Below are 20760 nucleotides of genomic sequence, written 5' to 3'. Positions count from 1 at the left end.
GCAATCGATAATTCATTACAGCTTCAAAAAAAATCCTCTGGCACCGGGATGTCAAAGGATAGGTTGGAAGATCTTCATGTTTGGGGGGAGCGGACTTTGTCGATCAGGTCTGCTATGAGAATATAACGGTCGGGAGCCGCACCGATAAAGCGAAAGGGATAGCAGGTAATTACGGTTAGGACAGCGTGGTCTGTAGGAACAATAATCGTTTTATCGTCTTTATGAACAATTCGTATAGCGCTTATTTTATAGGTGAAAGTACCGGCCGATGTCTCAACGACAAGCTTATTTCCTATTTCCAGCTCCCCTAATTTGGCAAACACGGTGTCACGATGTCCGGATAGAACCGAATTGTTATTCTCTCCCGGCAGCACACTTTGGGAAAAGTGTCCAATTCCTTGTTCCAGCTCATCCTCGTCTGTCCCATGGATGATAGGCAATATTTGCTGCAATGCCGGAATTGACAGCTTTCCGATAACATCGCCTTCCAACGGCCTTATGGGGTAAAGGATATCATCATGCTGCGGTGTGCTGATGGAACCGCCTGCTTCTACGGGAACGACGGTGCTGCCCTTTACTCCCTTTTGCTGATCAACCTGAATTGGGGGTAAGTCATTATCCCCATTATAAACAGCGGGAACAGCCTGCGCCTGAATATGAATCAAGGCCCAACAGATAAAAAAGACCCCCAGAATCAACGATCCCAGGGAGATAATGTAAATCCGTTTTCCAGCTTTTACTTTAGGCTTAGGATCCCGATTATTCACGAAGCTTTCTCCTCCATAATACTACTCCTCCAGTTATTGTTAATACAGATCCGGCAAGAAGCAAGTTGTACCAGGGCGTCGCAGTAGTCGGAAGCTGACCTCCGGTGACTGTAGGGACATTTACAGGAACCGCATCAAAACTAAACGCCGCTCCATTTTGGGAAGTGAATTTCACCAGGATATTATAAGTTCCTACCGGTGCTTTAACAACCGTATATTTGACACTTTCATTTCCTTCTACCGTGTATATCTTTCCCCCCAGATCGAAATTCCACACTCCTGTTTCTTCTTCATTATCAGGAAGCTTTGCGTCAATTAATATATCTCCGTTCGGAAGCAAAACTACTTTAACCAATTCCGTCTCACCAATTAATATAGGCTCTGCAGGCAATCCAGCAGGAGATGTAGCAGCAGGCGTATTGAAAGGTGTTGCTGTGGGTACGGGCGTTGCCGTTGCTGGTATTGGCGTTGCCGTGGCAGCTACTGGCGTTGCCGTGGCAGCTACTGGCGTTGCCGTGGCCGGTACGGGCGTTGCCGTAACAGCTACGGGCGTTGCCGCTGCTGGTATTGGCGTTGCCGTAACAGCTACGGGCGTTGCCGTTGCCGGTATTGGCGTTGCCGTAACAGCTACGGGCGTTGCCGTTGCCGGTATTGGCGTTGCCGTAACAGCTACGGGCGTTGCCGTTGCTGGTATTGGCGTTGCCGTGGCAGCTACGGGCGTTGCCGTGGCCGGTACGGGCGCTTCAGTTGGGGTTTCAGTTTCTACTGGCGGTTGTACTGGCGGTTCTACCGCCGGTTCCTGTACACAAGTTGGAACAGTAATGACCGACGGGCCTGGGCCAGTGAATGTAACTGCATCTTGTGACAGAATTCTACCGTTTATAATTGTATTAATACCAACAGTCGTTGCTGAAGATTGACTCATTAAATTACCATTGAACTCCGTATTAGCCGCGAGTGTCGCGGCCCCGCTTGCTACCCAATAAATATTGCAGGCCTGTGCCCCGTTTGTTAATAAAATCTTCGTACCGGCTGTTGTGTCCAATGTTCCTGCAATTTGGAAGATAAAAATATCATCACCGCTAAGTGTTACATCGGCACTAATATTAACTGCACCCGGATAATTATATACACCCGGCAACAGGATTTCTCCCCCCAGATCCGCTCCAGCCGTTCCGTTAACAGTAGGAACCTGCGAATTTGCGTAAATAATGGCCTTTCCCAAATCAATATCTGCGGCGTGATAAACACTGTCATCTAAATAATTGTCCCCATTCGTAATATGCGGAATTACTGTCTGTGTAATAGCTCCCGTATCTCCGGAAACGGAAGTTTCAACTGTTGTCATCGTCTTTGCGAGAAGTCCAAAAGTGCTCGCCGAACCCAAATTCATTTCTATTGCCGCAGCTGAAACCGGCATTAAAATCTTTGAAGATAATAATGTGAATACCAGCAAAAAGATAGTTAGTCTTAGATATTTTAGATTCATACGCACACCCCCATCTTACCATTTTTTTCCAGTCTACACTTATTAATTCTACAGTACTCAGGTTGAATAAGCAAAGCAAATCTTTATTCTCATCACACATACGGTATATCACTCCCTGCTGCACCTCTCATTTACTGCAAAAAAGCCTTCACACACCCGAAGGTGTCCAGGCTATAAGAATATTTTTTATTTTTTGAGGGTACGTTATCTGTGCGGTATGTTTCAACACCTCATTACGAAGTTTATCCTCTATCGCCAAGAGAGCCCCCGGCAAGCACCATTCCGCCTTGGCCTGGATGCCTCGTCAAGAGAATGCAGTCCTCATGAAGCCGGCCTGCAATTGCCCTTGGCAGTCCGGTTTCTATATAATAAACGTTGCATAAAGCAACATTATCATGTTTATCCTCAACAAAACCTAATTAAACGTTGTAATATAGCAACACTATGCTATACTTAATGCGATAATTGATGTATCAAGACGTCCAGAGGGGAAGATAAGATGGAACAGTATTTCTTTCAAACGGCTCGCAGCATTATCGCGGGCTGCGGCTCTTTAGAGCGGATTGTGGAGCATCTGCAAAGGCTCGGGTCTTTAGAATCGGTGCTGCTTGTATCCCAGCCCTTTCTTCAAAGCAGCGGCACGCTGGACAAAGTTACAAATCTCTTGAAGAGCGGCGGTATCGCCGTGCACTGGAATACCGATGTTCAGCCTGAACCGACCATCGCCCAATTGGAAGAGCTCTATAGCGCAATAGCCGAAATTCCTTGCGATGCGATTATCGGTATCGGCGGAGGCAGTGTGCTGGATGTTGTAAAGCTGCTGTCTGTCATGAAAACCAACAGCCTCTCTGTCCGGGAAATGCTTGGGACTGATCTGATTCCGAATCCGGGCATTCCGACGGTTCTGATCCCCACCACCTCGGGCACAGGCTCGGAAGTGACGCCGAACGCCATTGTGACTTTGCCGGAGGAAGAGCTGAAGATCGGCGTTGTCAGCCGCTACCTGCTGCCCGCGCTTGTCATTTTGGACCCGTTGCTGACGCTTGGTTTGCCTCGTGATATTACAGCCTCGACGGGAATGGATGCCTATACCCACTCGCTGGAATCGTTTATTTCCAATAAGGCTAACCGGTTCAGCGACATGTTCGCGCTTGAATCCATCCGCAACATTTCTGCAAGCATACTGCAGGCCTATCACCACGGAGACGACAGAAAAGCGCGGGAGGATATGCTGATCGGTTCCATGTACGGCGGAATGGCACTTACCTGCGCCGGAACGGCGGCTGTGCATGCTTTGGCTTATCCGATCGGCGGGAAATTTCATGTACCGCACGGAGTTGCCAACTCCATGCTTTTGCCGCATGTGATGGAGTTTAATTTTGATGCTATTGTGGAACGGCTGGCCCTCGTTGCCGGAGCGATGGGACTTCAGACGGGAGCGGGAAAACAGCGCGATGCAGAACAGGTGATTGAGCAGATCCGGCTGTGGACGCAGGAGATGGGCATTCCGCAGGATTTGGCGCTCTTCGGAGCTGCGCGCGAGGATATTCCCGAGCTTTCGCTTGCGGCTTCGCAGGTTACCCGGCTGATGGGCAACAATCCGAAGGCAATGACGCTGGAGGATATCGGGGCGGTATACGGCAAGCTGTTTCACTAAGGACCGGGGAACTGTTTAATACTGCCTAAAGGGCAACGGCCGGGTTATAATGGCATTAAAAAACAAGGATGAATAGTTGCATGAAAATTAAAACAATCGTCATTGCTCCTTACCCGGGGTTATCCGAATTAACGCTAAGCTTGCAAAATGAGCTGCAGGAGTTTGAAATTGTAGTGGAGCACGGAGATCTGTCGAGGGTGCTGCCGCTGATCGGCCGCATTCACACGGAAGGCTACGATGTCATTATCAGCAGAGGCGGGACGGCAAAGCTGCTGCAAAAGCATTCCTACCTGCCGGTTGTAGAAATTCCCGTTTCCGGATTCGACATATTGCGGATCCTGACACTGGTAAAAGGATACAACGCCAAATGTGAAATGATCGGATTTCCCAATATCATCGAAGGCTTTATGTCCGTGTCCAGCTTGATGGAGGTCGATATTTCATACACGGTTATCCATCAGGAGCAGGAAGTCGGGGCTGCCCTTGCAAACGCCAAGGCGAGAGGCATCCAGGTTGTCATTGGCGACAGCATCACGGTCAAAATGGCGGCAGAGAGCGGTCTGCAGGGCGTGTTAATCACCTCTGGCAAAGAATCTTTAATGGAAGCGTTCTCGCGGGCCGGGCAGCTCTATAAATCGGCCGAGAAGCTGAAGATAAAAAATGAAATGTACGAGGCGATGCTGGGCAAGCTGCAGGGTGGATATGCGGCAGCGGACCAAGGCGGCAAGCTGGAGTTCGCCAACCCCTCGTTCAAGCATCTGCTGAGGCTTCCTGAAACGGCAGATACGCTGTATACCATGTACCCCGGTCTGCGCGAAATGCTCAGGGATGTCAGCCGGGGGGCAGATTTTGACCGCGCGACAGCCGTTTATGAGCCTGAGCAGGGTTTGTACCTGCGGGCGCAATTGCTGCCTGCCGCGGATGAACGCCGGCTGTATATGCTGCTCGCATCGGAGGAAGAGCCGGAGCACAGCGGTCTTGCGGCCAGCTACCTTCTGGCGGATGCCCCTTTTTTCTCCTATCAGGAAGAAGGCGGGCTGGAGACGGAATTTCAGGTTTATCCCGCAGCCGTATACGGCGAAAAAGGCAGCGGGCGCAAGCGTTACGTCATCAACGCCGCCCTCTCCGAATCAAGGGACGGCATCCTGTACCTCAATATCCGCAGATCGCCGGAAGAGGTGCTGAAGGCCATGATGGAGCTGATGCTGTACGGCGGCGGGCGCGTCACCGCCATAGAAGGGGCGGAAATGCTGTCTGCCAAGCAACAGAGAGAGCTGGCTGAATTCATTATCAAGCGCAAGATGAAGACGGTGTTCCTGTTTGACAGGGACCCGGAGGTGCTCGCTGTAGAGGAACGGCTGGCCGGAAAGCTGCTGCGCAGCTTTCAGAACCGGAGAACCTCGCTTCCGGCCCTGCGGGATACGCCATGGCTGGAGCGCAGCATCCGCGCCTGCCTGATCTGGACGAACGAACGGCTGGGCAAGCAGATTGCCGGTATCCGGGGGGAAGTGATGGAGACACTGCTCGCGCATCCGTGGCAAGGTAATTTTACCGAACTGCGCACGGTAATGGAGCTCTTTGTATCGGCGGCCGCGGGGCCGTTCATTGAACGGGAAGCGCTGGCGATGCTGGAGGAAGGAAGCCGGAAAGCCCGCAGCGGATTAGCCCCGGTGTCCGGCAGGGAAGGACTGAACCTGCGTCAGCCGCTGGAGGACATTGAGCGGGATATCATCCGGACCGTGCTGGAGCAGGAGGATATGAACCAGTCGCTGGCCGCCAAGCGGCTTGGCATCAACCGCACGACTCTGTGGCGCAAATTAAAAGAAGACTGACATGGCGGCTGCTTCTGGAGCAGCGTTCTGCCGTATTGATGTGATTGCTGTTTGTATGGAGGGGGTTTAGAAATGAACATCGCCGTCATCGCGGATGACTTGACCGGAGCGAACGATACGGGGGTGCAAATGGCCCGTCAGGGCTTGGCCACTTCTGTACTGCTTGAGCTGAAGACGGGCGGCGGAAAACAGGAGGCCGTTGTGTTTGATACCGACAGCCGCTCTCTTCCTCCCCTGGAGGCTTATCAGAAAGTCAGGGATGTATGTCTGTTTCTGGGGCGCGGCGGAGAAGCTTCCTCTCCTGTCATCTACAAAAAATTTGATTCCACGCTGCGCGGAAATATCGGCAGTGAGCTGGACGCCGTCTATGAGACGCTGCAGCCTGATTTTATCGTCATCGCCCCTTCTTTTCCAAGGGTCGGGCGCACGCTGACGGACGGAATTGTGTATGTGAACGGGATGCCGCTGCACGAGACGGAGATGGCCTGTGATCCCAAGCATCCGGCAACGGAGTCGGCCTTCTCTGCCATTCTTGAGCGGCAAAGCCGTTATCCTGCAGCCCTTATTTCGCTCGAACGGCTGAGAGGAGAGCGGGCTGCGCTTGATGAACTGATTGCCGGGTACCGTCAGGCAGGCATTCCCTATCTTGTATTCGACGCGGAACGGGAAGAGGATCTGGACTTGATCGCTTCTTTATTTCCCGGAGGACCGGGGCGTCCGAAAGTTGTATGGGCCGGGTCAGCGGGCTTGGCTGGCGCCCTGACGGCGCAAATTCTCCGCAGCCTCAGAGAAGCCTCGAAGCAAGAGGGTGTTGAACTGAATAAGTCAGGCGAGAAACAGGCATCCTGCAAAAATGTCGCGTATTGCGATCCGAATTCCGTACTTATTGTCGTCGGCAGCGTCAACCCGTGGTCGCGCCGCCAGCTAACCGAACTGGTGAAAGAGGACAGTGTCTCTGCTATCGCCGTTGAATCGGATAAGCTTCTCTTCCCAAGCTCATGCGGTATGGAATTGAACCGGGTCCGTGAGCTTGCAATCGGCATCATCTCCCGGGAGGGGAAGCATGTGGCGCTCTATACGTCCGGCAATCCGGATGAGGTCGAACAGGCCCGCGAGCTTGGGCGCGCCGGCGGCCTGAGTGCTACGGAAGTGGGCGAGCGCATAAGCGCGGCGCTTGGCCGGGTGGCTGCTGATATTATCGCCGAATGCGGAATCCGCCATATGGTGCTGACCGGAGGCGATACCGCGAAGCAGGTCTGCCGCCATTTAAGCGATGTGGAGATCATGCTCATAGATGAGGTGGAGAATGGAGTCCCGCTCGGGCGGACGCCGGGCGAATCCGGCAGATATATTATTACGAAAGCGGGGGCTTTCGGCAGCGATCAGGTACTGGTCCGCTCCGTGAAGGCTCTGCAGAAAGGTGTGATATGATGAAACCAATTATTGCCATTACTATGGGGGACGCGGCCGGTATCGGGCCTGAGGTTATTGTGAAGGCGTTATCGCACCCTGATGTTTACGAGGTGTGCCGGCCGGTTGTCATCGGTGATGCCGGAATACTGAAGCGGGCCGCCGCCGTCTCCGGCCGGGATGAAACGGAAATCCACCCGGTATCGGGAGTTGCGGAGGCGCTTTTCCGGCAAGGCACCATTGATTGCATTAACCTGGATCTTCTGCCGGACGCTGTGCCTTTCGGGCAATTGTCCGCCGCGGCGGGAAATGCGGCGTTCCATTATATTGCCAAGGCCGTTGAGCTGGCTAAGGCCGGTGAAGTCCAGGCAATCTGTACCGCGCCGCTGAATAAGGAAGCGCTGCACAAGGGAGGTCATCTCTATCCCGGACATACCGAAATTTTGGCCAAGCTGACGGAAACGGAAGATTTCTCGATGATGCTGTCCACCGGCCGCCTCAAGGTTATTCACCTGACAACCCATGTCGGGCTAATCAAGGCAGTGGAGATGATTACGCCGGAGCGGACGTACAAGGTGCTGAAGCTCGCGGATCAGGTGCTGCGGGCAGCGGGAAATGAGAATCCGCGCATCGCCCTGTGCGGCATCAATCCCCATGCCGGGGAGAACGGCTTGTTCGGAAACGGAGAGGAAGAAGAGAAGCTGCTTCCGGCCGTAGAGAAAGCGCGGGCGGAAGGGATGGATGTATATGGTCCGGCTCCGGCGGACACCCTTTTTTACAGGGCCATGCGGGGAGACTTTGATATCGTCGTCGCCTGCTACCACGACCAGGGGCATACGCCGATCAAGGTGCTGGGCATTGAGGACGGCGTCAATATTACCGTTGGCCTGAAGGGCGGCATCATCCGTACCTCCGTTGATCACGGGACGGCTTTTGATATTGCCGGAAAGGGCATTGCGGATGAAAGAAGCATGCTGGAGGCGATCCGCTCCGCTGTAGAGCTGGCCCCGCAGCAGGCAGTTTAAGCGTACCGCGGGGCTGATTGCTCCTGGAGTTCGCGATACATGAAATAACAGGAAAGGGCTGGGGACAATGCTGGAAGTGAAGGGAATTATACCTGCGATGGTCACTCCGCTGGATCAGCGGGAGGAAATCGACGAGAAGGCGCTGCGGGAGATGGTCAACCGTTATATAGACGCCGGAGTGCACGGACTTTTTTGCCTGGGAACCAACGGCGAATTCTTTAATCTTTCTTTTGAAGAAAAGCTGGCAGTAGCGCAGATCGTCATCGATGAGGCGAGCGGCCGCGTGCCCGTGTATGCCGGGGCAGGCTGTCCGGGAACGGGCGAGACCCGCCGCCTTGCGCAAAGACTGGAGCAGGCTGGAGCGGATGCACTTTCCGTGATTACGCCCTATTTTCTGACCTATACGCAGCCGGAGCTGCAATACCACTTTGAAGCCGTAGCGGGAGATACATCGCTGCCCATTGTGCTGTACACGATTCCGGTCCGTACAGGCAACACGCTAAGCGTGCAGACAGTGGCCAAGCTGGCGGAATTGCCGAATGTGGTTGGCATCAAGGACAGCAGCGGCAGCTTCGATAACATTTTGCAACTGATCGACCGCACACCGGAATCCTTCTCCGTGCTTGCCGGAACGGATTCGCTCATCTTGTCCACGCTCATGGCTGGAGGCACGGGGGCCATTGCAGCAACGGCCAATATTTTTCCGTCCACAGTGGTGGCGATTTATGAGCATTGGCGCTGCGGTGAATTTGAGCAGGCAGAGCAGGCACAACGCGTCCTCCGTGATTTGCGGACAGCCTTCGCGCTTGGCACCCTGCCTTCCGTGCTGAAAGCTGTGCTGAACGAAATCGGCTTGCCGGCAGGTCCGGCCCGGCGGCCTGTGGCTCCGTTGACACCTCAGGCACTGGAGGAAGTGCGCCGTATGGTGGCCAATTACACGGAGAGAGGCTTGCTGTAAAAAAATTTTGCCCATTCTATTGCAAATTGCAACTTATTTTTAAAATGAGTAGCACAAAAAAGATTTTGTGCGCAATTTTCCATGAGTTATAGTTAATTTTGCATTAATATTATTCTTGGATCGTGAGATACTAATCATAAAGACACTCCTAGTATTTCAAATTAAGCTATGAGGGGGAATAAATAATGAGAAAAAAGAAAGCGTTTTATCTGGTCTTCGCCGCTCTGCTGACAGCTGGGTCCGTACTGTCCGGCTGCTCACAAAATGCCAAAACGAACACTGTTAACAGCGGAAACGGGAATGCGGAAGGAAGCAGCAGCTTTTCTTATTTGATGCATGATAAATTTATTAACTGGCTGCAGGAGGACAAGTGGTATCCGTACGTGGAAGAGGCCACCGGCACGACAGTCGAATTTGTTCCCGGCGGATCCAACGACGATGAGTACTACGCTTCCGTTGACCAGAAAATTATTAGCCGCACCTTCCCTGATTCAGGCATCGTGTCCGTTTCGCAGGCTACCGTATACGGCGCCCAAGGCGCGTTTGTCGATCTGGCTCCCTACATTGATGAGTTCGGACCCAATATCAAGAGTTATATCGAGAAGAACCCTAATTATAAAACGCTGATTAGCAATAAAGACGGACAGATTTTTGGACTGGTTGCCGAGGCTCCGCTTTTTGCAGACTTCATCTTCTATCGCGCCGATCATTTTGAGAAGGCCGGCATTACCAAGGCGCCGCAGACGATTGACGAGCTGACCGATGCTATGCGCAAATTGAAAGCGTATTACGGCAAGGATGATAAGAACTACTATCCGATGGTCGGCCGTGAAGGCTATATCCGCTTCCAGAGCGCATTCAATGCAGCCGCGAACTACGATGACGGCGTATCCAAAGGTATTTATGGCAACGGCAAAACAGGCACTGACCTGTATTCCGACGGATACAAGAAAATGGTGGAGTGGTACAAAACACTCTATGCCGAAGGCTTGATCGATCCGGAATGGGTAGCAGGCTCAGGCACGGAGGAAAGCTGGGAGTCGAAAATGCTGACCGGACAAGGCTCCATCAGCTATGACTACCTGACCCGTCCCTCGTGGTTCATGGATAACGGAGGACCGGACAACGACCCGGACTATGATATTGCCATTCTTCCGTATCTGAAAGACCTGAACGGCAATCCTTCCGTGCAGACAACTGAAACCCAGTACAACACCTTGAGAGCGATGGTTATTAACGCAGACAGTAAAGACAAAGCGGAAACGATTATCAAATTCCTGGATTACCTCTATTCCGACGAAGGCCAAACGCTTGTATCATGGGGCGTTGAAGGGGAAAGCTATAAAGAAGAGGGCGGAAATAAACAGTATATCCTGGACTTCTCGGAACAGGAAGCAACTCCTGCCGGAGAGCCGCGCTGGTCTTTCCTCAACGACCGTCTCACCTTCGTCAAGCCGATTGACAACGACGCGTTCTACTCCTGGAACACCGAGCTTGTACGCAATGCCGCACTTGAGCTGTTCACAGACGAAAATTTGAAAACCGGCGTACAGGTGACCTACACAGCGGATCAGGCCAAACAATTGGCTGACCTTTCTGCCAAGGTCAATGAAGCGGTTACTGCTGGCGTGACGGAATTCGTCAACGGCAAACGCCCAATGAGTGAATGGGATGCCTTCCTCGGCGAAATGGAAACGGCGGGGTACAAGAAGATTGTAGCCCTCCAGCAGGAAGCTTACGACGCAATGTATAAATAAACAGCACCAGCCGCGCCATCCCCCCAAGGGACGGCGCGGCTCCTAAATACAGGGTACAAATACAGATCAAATGGGTGGTGGAGAAAGTGATGACAAGTGAAAGAATGACGCCTCTTCCCCAAAAAACGATGATGCGCCGTTTTCTCGCCTATATGAATACGAACAAGCTGCTGCTGCTCATGCTTTTGCCCGGTTTGATCAGCCTGGTCTTGTTCAAGCTGGCTCCGCTGGGCGGCATGATTATCGCTTTTCAAGATTTCAGCGCCTTTCGCGGGGTGCTGGGCAGTCCCTTTGTCGGTCTGGAACATTTTCAACGTATCTTTGAGGACCCGTATATATGGACCCTTGTCAAAAACACGCTTATTCTCGCCTTCTATTCCCTTCTATTCACGTTTCCCATTCCGATTCTGTTCGCCTTGCTGCTGAATGAGGTACGGGTCCGCTGGATCAAAGGAAGCGTGCAATCGCTGAGCTTTTTGCCATATTTCATTTCTTCGGCCGTCATGGTCAGCATTCTGTATACGCTGCTCTCGCCTTCGACCGGCCTTGTTAACGACATTCTGGTCCGCTTTGGCCTGGATAAGATCTATTTCATGGCTGAACCGGGATGGTTCCGCAGCAACTATGTGCTGCTTCAGGTATGGCAGACCTTCGGCTATTCGGCAATCGTGTATATTGCCGCAATGGCTGCTATTGATCCATCCGTCTATGAATCGGCCTCGCTGGACGGTGCCAGCCGGTTTCAGCAAATGCTTCACATCACTCTGCCCTCCCTTAAGCCGACAATTGCCATCATGCTGATTATCAGCGTCGGCAACATTTTCACGGTCGATCTGGACCGGATTTTGCTCATGTACAATCAAAGCGTCTACCAAACGGCCGACGTCATTCAGACTTATGTATACCGCCTGGCTTTCGCAAGCACGGGATTCCCGGAATACAGCTACGGCACGGCAGTCAATCTGCTGAAATCCGTTGTCGCCTACGTTCTGGTTGTCGGTACCAACAAGCTGTCCACTAAATATTCCGATACGCGGCTATTCTGAGAAAGGAGAAGGATGATGAGAACGAAGATCAGTCTGTTCGACATCTGCAACAATATTTTTCTGCTAATGATCGCTCTTGTCTGCACGTATCCTTTCCTGTATATATTCTTTCTTTCCATCAGTGACGGAAGAAGCATCGCCTCAGGGGACGTTGTGTTCTTTCCGAAGAACCCTAACTTTGAAGCCTATCAATATATTTTGACGAATTCGAGCCTCGGCATTTTCCGGGGGCTGCTGAATTCGGGCATCTATACGGCGGTCGGCACGGTTGTTGCGCTTCTGCTGACGTATATGACGTCCTACGTGTTGTCCCGGAAGCAGATTAAAGGCCGCTTTCTGATCATGAGCCTGTTCGTGTTCACCTGGGTATTCGAAGCGGGAATTATTCCGGCCTATATCGTCCTGAACAAGCTTGGCTTTGTGGACAATTGGCTGGTGATGATCATTCCCAATGCGATCAATGTGCAGTTTCTGATTATTACCAAAACATTCCTGGACGGCCTGCCGGCTGAGCTTGAGGAAGCATCCAAAATCGACGGCGCCAACGATTTCCAGATTATGAGCCGCGTCTTTCTCCCCATTTCCAAACCGATTCTGGCCACAATCGGCGTTTTCTACGCCGTGTTTATCTGGAACCAGTATCTGATGCCGCTCATTTATCTGCAAAATCCCAACCTGCAGACGATTCAGGTCATGCTGAAAAGACTTGTCATCAGTTCGGGCGATTCCAATACGGCTTTCCGCACGATTATCCAGGACGGCATTATGCTGAATCCCGGCAACCTGAAGGCTGCCGCTATCTTCGTAGCGATGGTGCCGATCGTGCTGATCTATCCGTTTGTGCAGAAGTACTTCAAAAAGGGTATCCTGATCGGTTCCGTGAAGTAAGCCCGTCTTGCCTTCGTGGAGCCAATCGGCCAATTTCACAATTTTCTCGAATAAGGAGCGCATTATGCTAAATAATCCTATGATTGAATTAAACGACCTTACGGAAGACGGAAAGCTGTATTTCAACCGCCGCCTCGGACTGGTGGAATCCCTGCTGCCCTGCGATTTCGAAACAAGCCATGCCTGCGACCTGCAGGAGCTGCCGGGCGGCGATTTGCTCTGCGTCTGGTTTGCCGGTTCGGATGAAGGCAACTCGGATGTCAGCATCGTGATGTCCCGTCTGAACGCCGGTTCGGACGCCTGGACTCCCGCTGTGAGAATTTCCGACGACAACGGCTTCAGTGAGCAAAATCCGTCCTTGTTTCTTCATCCGAACGGCGAGCTGTGGGTCATGTACACTGCCCAGCGGGCCCGTACGGCCGACGAGCCGCCGGAGTTCAACCTGCAGTACACCTCTAAGATTTACCGCAAGGTTTCCAGGGACAACGGGTTAACCTGGGGAGTGGCAGAGATGATGTTTCCGCGTGAAGGCTCGTTCTGCCGCCAGAAAATCCAGATTCTCTCCAGTGGAAGATGGATCTTTGAGAATTGGATCTGCTTCAATGACGAAACCCGCAACGGCAGCGACATTACGGTCATGAACATCTCCGACGATGAAGGCGCCACGTGGCGCAGCGTCGAAGTTCCCGGCAGCCGCGGCCGTGTACACTGCAACGTGATCGAGACGGCGCCCGGGAAGCTGATCGGGCTCTTCCGCAGCCGCGCAGCGGACAATATTTATTTTGCGAAATCGGACGACAACGGAGAGAACTGGACCGAACCGGTGCGCACCGAGCTGCCGAACAACAATTCCAGCATTTCCGCCATCAAGCTTGCGAGCGGCAAGCTCGCCATCATCTACAATGATTTGCGCTTCAACGACAAGCCGGATATTACCGTCTGGCCGTTTGAACGCTGCCCGGTGACTGTAGCCATTTCAGAGGACGAGGGCAGAACGTGGCCGTACCGCCGCCATGTGGAGACAGGTGAAGGCTTCAGCGGCCACAAAAACTTAATCCGCAACCGCCGCTACGAGTATCCATGCATTATGCAGGCTGCGGACGGAAGTCTGCAGGCTGCTTATTCCTTCGGCAACCGCCGCACGATGAAGTTTATCTCCTTCACGGAGCAGTGGGTAACCGGCGCCGAATAACCGGGCCGCTGCCGGGCTGAGCCCCTTTTGGGGCTTTTTTTGATCAACTGACAAAGAAAAAACATGCGGCACAGTGAGAGAACGTAATTTACGGCAAATCTTTTGGGGTGAAACAGAAATGGAAGATCATATCGTACAGCATTTTCACTCACCGACAAAAACACAAATGGATCAGTCCGCTTACATTACCTGGGCTGGCCACCGGAAGTGCGGCAAAGACCATGTCGTAGGCCCGCGCGTCCTTGAGGACTATAAAATGGTTTTTGTCCTCAGCGGCAAAGGTTATTTAACCCAGGGCGATCATGTCAACAAAATGCTGAACCAGGGGGATATGTTTATCCTGATTGCCAGGGAGAAGCATTTTTACTATGCCGACCCCGAGGACCCGTGGGAAATCATGTGGGTCACCTTCAACGGCAAGCATGCTCCCTACTATCTGAGCCTGATGGGGCTGGATAGTAATCACTGCTGCCTGGCGGGAATTACGACGCATACCATCATTAATAAAATACTGCTGCTGATCCAGGAGCTCCCGGAAGCGAGGGACGGACAGCTGCTGTGCATCAGCTATCTGCTGCATATTTTCCACCTGGTTGAACAGGGAGCCAAACATTACGGCGAGGCCGGCATGCGGACAGGCTCCGAAAGCGTGGTGCAGCAGGCCGTTCTTTTTATCGAGCAAAATTATTACATGCATCTTGATGTTGATCTGCTGTGCAAGCACGTCAACTACAGCCGTTCCTACCTTTCCCGTTACTTCAAGCGGATTACCGGGATGTCCATCCCGGAATATATCAGCAAAATCCGTATCCAGAACGCCAAAGTGCTGCTGCAGAAGACAGACCTCAACATTCAGGAGATTTCGGCTTCCGTCGGCATAACGGATTCCCTCTACTTCTCCAAGCTGTTTAAAAATGTAACGGGAACCTCTCCCATGTCCTTCAAGAAACACAACCAGGAGCACTGAGCCAAGCCGTATCTATATATGAATGGGAGGAATACCCATGTTTGATTTTGAAAATAGCATGGAATTTGAAGAGAAAGACCTGGATCTTTTAACTGTCGGGGAACTGCTGGTTGACCTGATATCGGGGGATTACGGCGATTCCTTTGAGAACGGCACGTACCACCGGTATTTCGGAGGCTCGCCGGCCAATATCGCCATGAATACGAAGCGGCTGGGCATCCGCCCGCTTGTGGCATCTGCGGTGGGGACGGACGGGCTTGGGCAATTTCTGGTGGAGCATTTGAGAAGAGCCGGGATGGATACAAGCTGCGTACAGCATGTGGACGAAGCAACCAGCCTGGTGGTCGTGACCAAGAGCAAGTCCACGCCGGTTCCGATCTTCTACCGGGGAGCCGATTACCGGCTCACCTACACAGAGGAATTGCGCACAGCCCTGCTCCGGACGAAGATCGTCCATTTCTCTTGCTGGCCTTTGTCCAGGCAGCCGGTAAAATCCGCGGTGGAGCAAGTGATCCGGGACGCCCGCCAGAACGGGATTCTCGTCTGCTTTGATCCCAACTACCATCCGGCGCTATGGGAGAAAGGGGAGGACGGGGTTAAGTATATCAAATCCATCCTTCCCCTTGTCGATATCGCCAAGCCGTCGGAAGACGATGCCGAGCGGCTGTTCGGGCAAGACAGCCCGGAGAATCAGATGCAGAAATTTCTGGACCTGGGCGTGAAGCTGGTCATTCTGACTTTGGGCAAGGACGGCGCGCTCGCCTCAAACGGGCAGGAAACAGTGAAGTTCGATACTCTGGCTGCGCAGGTGACAGATACGACGGGGGCAGGGGATGCCTTCTGGTCCGGCTTTTATACGGCACTCGTCAAGGGGTATCCGGTTCGCAAAGCGCTGGAGTTCGGACTGGCAGTCAGCGCGTACAAGCTGCAATATACAGGGGCAGTCGTAGAGCTGCCGGCACTTGAGACATTCAAGACGAAGTACCAAATCTAGGAGGGCGAGAGTAATGGCAATTCACAATCAAGTACAGCTGATTACGTATCCCGACTCGCTGGGCGGGAGCCTGCAAACGTTAAACCGTGTGCTGGATGAGCATTTTTCGGATATTTTCAAGGGCGGCATTCATATCCTCCCTCCATTCCCCTCCTCGGGAGACCGGGGATTCGCTCCGCTTACGTATTTCGAGATTGAGCCTGCATTCGGTTCCTGGGAAGACATCAGGACGATCGGGGCGAAACATGATGTGCTGCTGGATGTGATGGTCAATCATATTTCCCGGCAGTCGGAGTATTTCCAGGATTTCCTGAGGCAGGGAAGAAGCTCGCCCTACGCGGATTGGTTCCTGACACTCGACAAAATCTGGGCAGACGGTCAGCCCGTTCAAGCCGATATCGACAAGATGTTCCTTCGCCGCCCCTTGCCGTATTCCACATTCACTATTGAAGAGACGGGAGAAGTGGAGAAGGTGTGGACGACCTTCGGCAAAACCGATCCTTCGGAACAGATTGACCTCGACATTCATTCGGAAAAGGTAAAACGTCTGCTGACCGGTATCTTTGAGAACTTCCGGAACAACAAAGTCAAGATTGTGCGGCTGGATGCCGTAGGCTACATCATCAAAAAGCTTGGCACAAGCTGCTTCTTCGTGGAGCCTGAGATTTACGGCTTTCTGGACTGGATCAGGGAGCTGGCCGATTCGCTGGAAATCGAGCTGCTGCCGGAGGTTCATTCCCACTGCAGCATTCAATATAAACTGGCGGAGCACGGTTTCTGGATTTATGATTTCATTCTGCCTTACCGCATTCTCGATACTCTCGTCAATAAAAATGCGGAAGCGCTGAAGGAATACCTGACCACGCGTCCTGCGAAGCAGTTCACGATGCTGGACTGCCATGACGGCATTCCCGTCAAGCCCGATCTCGACGGATTGATCGACACGAAGGAAGCACGGGGGCTGGTCGATACTTGTCTTGAACGCGGCGCCAATCTGAGCCTTATCGTCTCCGACGGGCACAAGGCCGAGGACGGGTTCGATGTACACCAGATCCGCTGCTCCTACTATTCCGTGCTGAACAGCGATGATGACGCTTATCTCGCGGCCCGTGCCATCCAGTTCTTCGCTCCTGGCATCCCGCAGGTGTATTACGTCGGACTTCTGGCCGGAGAGAACGATGAGGAAGGGGTTCGCCGTTCAGGAGAAGGGCGGGAGATTAACCGTCATAACTTCAGTATAGACGAGATTGAACAGGCGCTTGGCAAAAGCGCAGTCCAGCGTCTTCTTGCGCTGATCCGGTTCCGCAACGAATACGGCGCCTTTAACGGCGATTTCCGCGTACTGGAATCGGCAAGTAATGAGATCCGGCTGGAGTGGACCCGGGGTGCTCTGCGCTGCACACTGCATATTGATCTGAGCATTAACCGGACGGTCATTGATTATGTGGAGGCCGAAGGGAAGATTGTTCAGTTCGAGGTGTAGCTGCTTACAGCAGGAAGCAATAGTTCCACACAAACAGCGGCAGCCCAGGAATTTATTTTCTCGTCCATGGCTGCCGCATTTTCCCGGGCATGAGAAGCCATCAGAAAAAAGAAACGGAGCCCCCCAGCGGTTACCGTTCCTTAATCAACGACTGAACCTCTCTCACCTGCTCCACCGTTGCCCAATCGCACAACATCGAAGAGCGCTAGACTTCTTGTAAAATGACTGTCATTCCCCAACCCATAAGCCGGTTTCAAGGCTTGAAGTATCTGCTCCAGTGTTCCTCCATTCTTCCCGCCCTCTTCTGATACAGCGCCAAATAATGGCTCAAGCGATAATAGTATGTTAGATTGCCCTCATCGATTCACTTTAGGAAACAGTGCCTACACAAACGGGAAAATAAATGCAGGGAATAACTGCTAATTTTAGAACTATTCTTTATGATCTCCTTTGGTATGCTGTATTAAAAAGTCCAGTCTCCTCATACCAATACCGATTTTCTGAAAACATGCGGTGTAATGTTAAATTGCTCTTTAAATGCTTTTTGGAAATGGCTTTGGCTGGAGAAGCACAGATAGGCGCTGATTTCACTGATGCTTTTATCGGAGAAAGCAAGCAGATCTTTGCCCTCCTCCAGCTTCCGCTCTTTAATAAAATCGCTCAGATTGCGTCCCAGCTCTTTCGAGAATTTCCGCGATAGATGAGAACGGTTATAGCCTATATGATTAGCTACATCTGCAACGGCTATTTTCTTGTTTGTATTTTCCTCGATGAATTGAATGGCCTGATATAAAATATTATCCAGTTTGGGGAACGAAATAGAATTTTTGACGCGATGGGTATAATCCCGCAGCACTTGGCCAAACAAATACGAAATGGAAGGAATATCGGTTATACGTTCGACATGTTCCAGGTAAACATCGTATAGCTGATATGAGATGCTGGGAGCAAGCCCCCCTTTAATTGCAGCACGCGAAATCAGGGCGATTTTGGCGATGAATTTATTTCGTACCTGCCGCAGATTGTCACTCTCATTGATGCATATCCCAGCTTTTTTCACTCTATCCGTCAATACTCCCAGTCCATCCATATTTCCGGTTTCAACATAGTGAAACATCTCCGTTTCCATGGCGTGATTATTATTCAAAAGCTCTTCCTCTTTATTTAGATAGGCGTCTGTGGAATATTGCTGATGAATAGACTGCTTAATTCTACCCTTCGTACAAGCGGAAATGTCCCTTGTCGTACACTGTACATTATTCAAGGTGAAATTAATGAAAATCAAGGAGTTCATAAAAACATCCAAGTTTTGCGTGGGAATGTTGTAAAAGAATGAAGAAAATTCCTCCATTTGTGAAAAATCGGCCGAAAATTCTTTGCATATATCTTGTATCGATTCTGCCGTATAAGGAATATCGTTAATCGGACCTATGACAAGCGAATAATCGTATTGTTCAATTTTTATGCATCCATAATAGGAATGAAACGGAGTCATGGTATAAGACACCGAATTCGGCGTGTCCCATAATTGCGACAAATAAGATAGGGGCGGCAAAGTATCCGTATTCTGTTCAGGGTAACAAACCTTTAGATTATTGTGTTCATACAGATAGACGGGAATATAGAAGGTTTGATATAAATATTCGCAGTACTTTGTAAAATCAAGCATACGTATGCCTCCTTAATGTAAATCTGCTAAAGCCATAAAGCGCAATGCAACAATAATATCATGTCACTAATATATAATTAAAGAAACATAAATGCAATAAATTGAATTATATCATGTCTACAATAGGTATTGAAGATAAAGCAAACTGTAGATGCATCTACTGAGAACCCAATTTGATAACAGGAGAGGATACCATGACTGTACATTTTAATGCGAAGTCGACAACGGAAGATGTTCTTGCAGGCATTGATCTTAAAAATAAACGTTATCTTGTGACTGGAGTGTCATCCGGCATGGGAATTGAGACCGCTCGGGCACTGGTAGCCCATGGAGCGGAGGTAGTGGGTACCGCACGCAATCTGAAAAAGGCGGACGACGCAACGGGTGAAGTGCGCGCGGCAGCCCAGAAGAGTGGCGGCAGCTTCGAGGTTATCGCGCTCGATCTGGCAGACCTGGAAAGCGTACGTGCGGCAGCCGACCAGCTCATATCCGATGGCCGCACTTTTGACGCTATTATTGCCAATGCGGGTGTAATGGCGACCCCTTTTGGAAGAACTAAAGACGGCTTTGAAACCCAGTTTGGCACCAACTACCTTGGCCACTTTGTTCTGGTTAACCGTATCGCCTCTCTGCTCCGTGACGGCGGCCGGCTTGTGACCGTTTCTTCCAATGGCCACCGCTGGGCAGATATTGATCTGGAAGACCCCAATTTTGAAATCAGACCGTATGATCCGTGGATCAGCTACGGGGGAGCAAAAACGGCAGTTGTATTGTTTGCCGTCGAATTCGACCGGAGGCATCGCAAAAGGGGCATACGGGCATGTTCCCTTATGCCTGGCGTGGCCAATACTGGTCTCGCCCAATATTTATCGCAAGAGGACCTCTTGGCGCTCAAGAACAGAATCGAGGGCGAAAATGCAGATGCAAATCTGCCTCCGTTCGAGTTCAAGACGATTCCCCAAGTTGCTGCAACATCCGTATGGGCAGCAGTCGTCGCCGATGGAACGGAAATGGGCGGTCACTATTGTCAAGATTGCCAAGTTGTGCCCATCGATGATGCGCCTGGGCTCCGGAATGCCGTAATGTCTTATGCAGTCGATCCCGAACGCGCCAAGCTGCTTTGGACAAAGAGTGAGGAGCTCGTCGGCGAACAGTTTTAAGCGGCAGATAAAGCAGAAACGGCCATCATTCTGATTTTCACAGGATGATGGCCGTTTCCACAAATATTCTCCTAAAACAGCTCTTTCTTGAGTAACTACTCTATCTCACTCGGGCTGCCAGGTCCAAAAATGCTCGGGTTGCCGCTTGGACCCGGTATAGAATTTGCGGCTCCATTATAGATTTGTATCATATATGAAAAATATCAACCGTACATACTTTGGAACGTTGTGCAGGTGCTTTTCCGAATAACTCCTACTTCCCCTCCCAGCACCTTTAACGGCAGGAACCTCTGGTCGGCCTCATGAAGCGGCGGACAGGGACTTTTGCTGTCTAATCGGCAAAAGTCCCTGTCAAGGTCATCATTATTCTACAGCATAACAAAATTTGCCCCTACTTATGGTACGGTCACCGCGACTTATCTTCACCGTGCGATAAGTCAGCTCCACCAGCAGTTCTCTCGACTTC

16 protein-coding genes are annotated in these 20760 nt (G+C 51.5%); 13 read left to right on the top strand and 3 right to left on the bottom strand.

All coding sequences use genetic code 11. From position 1 onward, the window contains the following. Positions 1-74 precede the first annotated feature (74 nt). Positions 75-767 carry a class D sortase gene (locus HYD27_RS20200; RefSeq protein ID WP_309242100.1) on the bottom strand — a complete coding sequence of 231 codons (693 nt, stop codon included), beginning with the start codon at positions 765-767 and terminating at the stop codon, positions 75-77. Further along, a complete protein-coding gene (locus HYD27_RS20195; protein ID WP_219218142.1) occupies positions 760-2256 on the bottom strand; it encodes an ice-binding family protein in 1497 nt (498 codons plus the stop codon). Before HYD27_RS20195 ends, HYD27_RS20200 begins: the two co-directional genes overlap by 8 nt. A 499-nt stretch (positions 2257-2755) precedes the next feature. Between HYD27_RS20195 and HYD27_RS20190 the strand changes: the two genes are divergently transcribed. From HYD27_RS20190 to gtfA, 12 genes are all read left to right on the top strand, one after another. Next, on the top strand, positions 2756-3913 hold the full coding sequence (locus HYD27_RS20190) for an iron-containing alcohol dehydrogenase (protein WP_219218141.1): 1158 nt from the start codon (positions 2756-2758) through the stop codon (positions 3911-3913). A gap of 80 nt (positions 3914-3993) precedes the next feature. Beyond that, positions 3994-5745: a sigma-54-dependent transcriptional regulator gene (locus HYD27_RS20185; RefSeq protein ID WP_219218140.1), complete on the top strand. Its 1752-nt coding sequence runs from the start codon at positions 3994-3996 to the stop codon at positions 5743-5745. Between the two features lie 72 nt (positions 5746-5817). After that, on the top strand, positions 5818-7176 hold the full coding sequence (locus tag HYD27_RS20180) for a four-carbon acid sugar kinase family protein (protein WP_219218139.1): 1359 nt from the start codon (positions 5818-5820) through the stop codon (positions 7174-7176). Next, a complete protein-coding gene (gene pdxA, locus HYD27_RS20175; protein ID WP_219218225.1) occupies positions 7176-8180 on the top strand; it encodes a 4-hydroxythreonine-4-phosphate dehydrogenase PdxA in 1005 nt (334 codons plus the stop codon). Before HYD27_RS20180 ends, pdxA begins: the two co-directional genes overlap by 1 nt. Positions 8181-8247: 67 nt before the next feature. After that, complete coding sequence (dapA, locus tag HYD27_RS20170) at positions 8248-9138, top strand: 4-hydroxy-tetrahydrodipicolinate synthase (protein ID WP_219218138.1); 891 nt, start codon at positions 8248-8250, stop codon at positions 9136-9138. A gap of 185 nt (positions 9139-9323) precedes the next feature. Continuing rightward, the gene (locus tag HYD27_RS20165) at positions 9324-10895 is read left to right on the top strand and encodes a type 2 periplasmic-binding domain-containing protein (RefSeq protein ID WP_219218137.1); all 1572 of its coding nucleotides are present in this window, start codon (positions 9324-9326) and stop codon (positions 10893-10895) included. An 89-nt stretch (positions 10896-10984) separates the two neighbouring features. Next, positions 10985-11941 carry an ABC transporter permease gene (locus tag HYD27_RS20160; protein WP_219218136.1) on the top strand — a complete coding sequence of 319 codons (957 nt, stop codon included), beginning with the start codon at positions 10985-10987 and terminating at the stop codon, positions 11939-11941. 15 nt (positions 11942-11956) lie between these two features. Beyond that, complete coding sequence (locus HYD27_RS20155) at positions 11957-12829, top strand: carbohydrate ABC transporter permease (protein WP_219218135.1); 873 nt, start codon at positions 11957-11959, stop codon at positions 12827-12829. 64 nt (positions 12830-12893) lie between these two features. Then, complete coding sequence (locus HYD27_RS20150; protein WP_219218134.1) at positions 12894-14021, top strand: sialidase family protein; 1128 nt, start codon at positions 12894-12896, stop codon at positions 14019-14021. 118 nt (positions 14022-14139) lie between these two features. Beyond that, positions 14140-14988 (top strand): AraC family transcriptional regulator, encoded by an 849-nt coding sequence (locus HYD27_RS20145; RefSeq protein WP_219218132.1) that lies wholly within the window; start codon positions 14140-14142, stop codon positions 14986-14988. 37 nt (positions 14989-15025) lie between these two features. Further along, positions 15026-15982: a carbohydrate kinase family protein gene (locus tag HYD27_RS20140; RefSeq protein WP_219218131.1), complete on the top strand. Its 957-nt coding sequence runs from the start codon at positions 15026-15028 to the stop codon at positions 15980-15982. Positions 15983-15995: 13 nt separating this feature from the next. After that, a complete protein-coding gene (gene gtfA / locus HYD27_RS20135) occupies positions 15996-17465 on the top strand; it encodes a sucrose phosphorylase (RefSeq protein WP_219218129.1) in 1470 nt (489 codons plus the stop codon). Positions 17466-17946: 481 nt separating this feature from the next. Here gtfA and HYD27_RS20130 read toward each other — a convergent pair whose 3' ends face one another. Continuing rightward, on the bottom strand, positions 17947-19134 hold the full coding sequence (locus HYD27_RS20130; RefSeq protein ID WP_219218127.1) for an AraC family transcriptional regulator: 1188 nt from the start codon (positions 19132-19134) through the stop codon (positions 17947-17949). 194 nt (positions 19135-19328) lie between these two features. Here HYD27_RS20130 and HYD27_RS20125 point away from each other — a divergent pair, with 194 nt between their 5' ends. Next, positions 19329-20294 carry an SDR family NAD(P)-dependent oxidoreductase gene (locus HYD27_RS20125; RefSeq protein ID WP_219218125.1) on the top strand — a complete coding sequence of 322 codons (966 nt, stop codon included), beginning with the start codon at positions 19329-19331 and terminating at the stop codon, positions 20292-20294. Positions 20295-20760: the final 466 nt, after the last annotated feature.

This window comes from Paenibacillus sp. S150 (assembly GCF_019352175.1).
Classification (GTDB): Bacteria; Bacillota; Bacilli; order Paenibacillales; family Paenibacillaceae; genus Paenibacillus_AQ.
The sequence above is the reverse complement of the archived record's forward strand: the minus strand, read 5'-3'. Positions and strand labels throughout refer to the sequence as shown.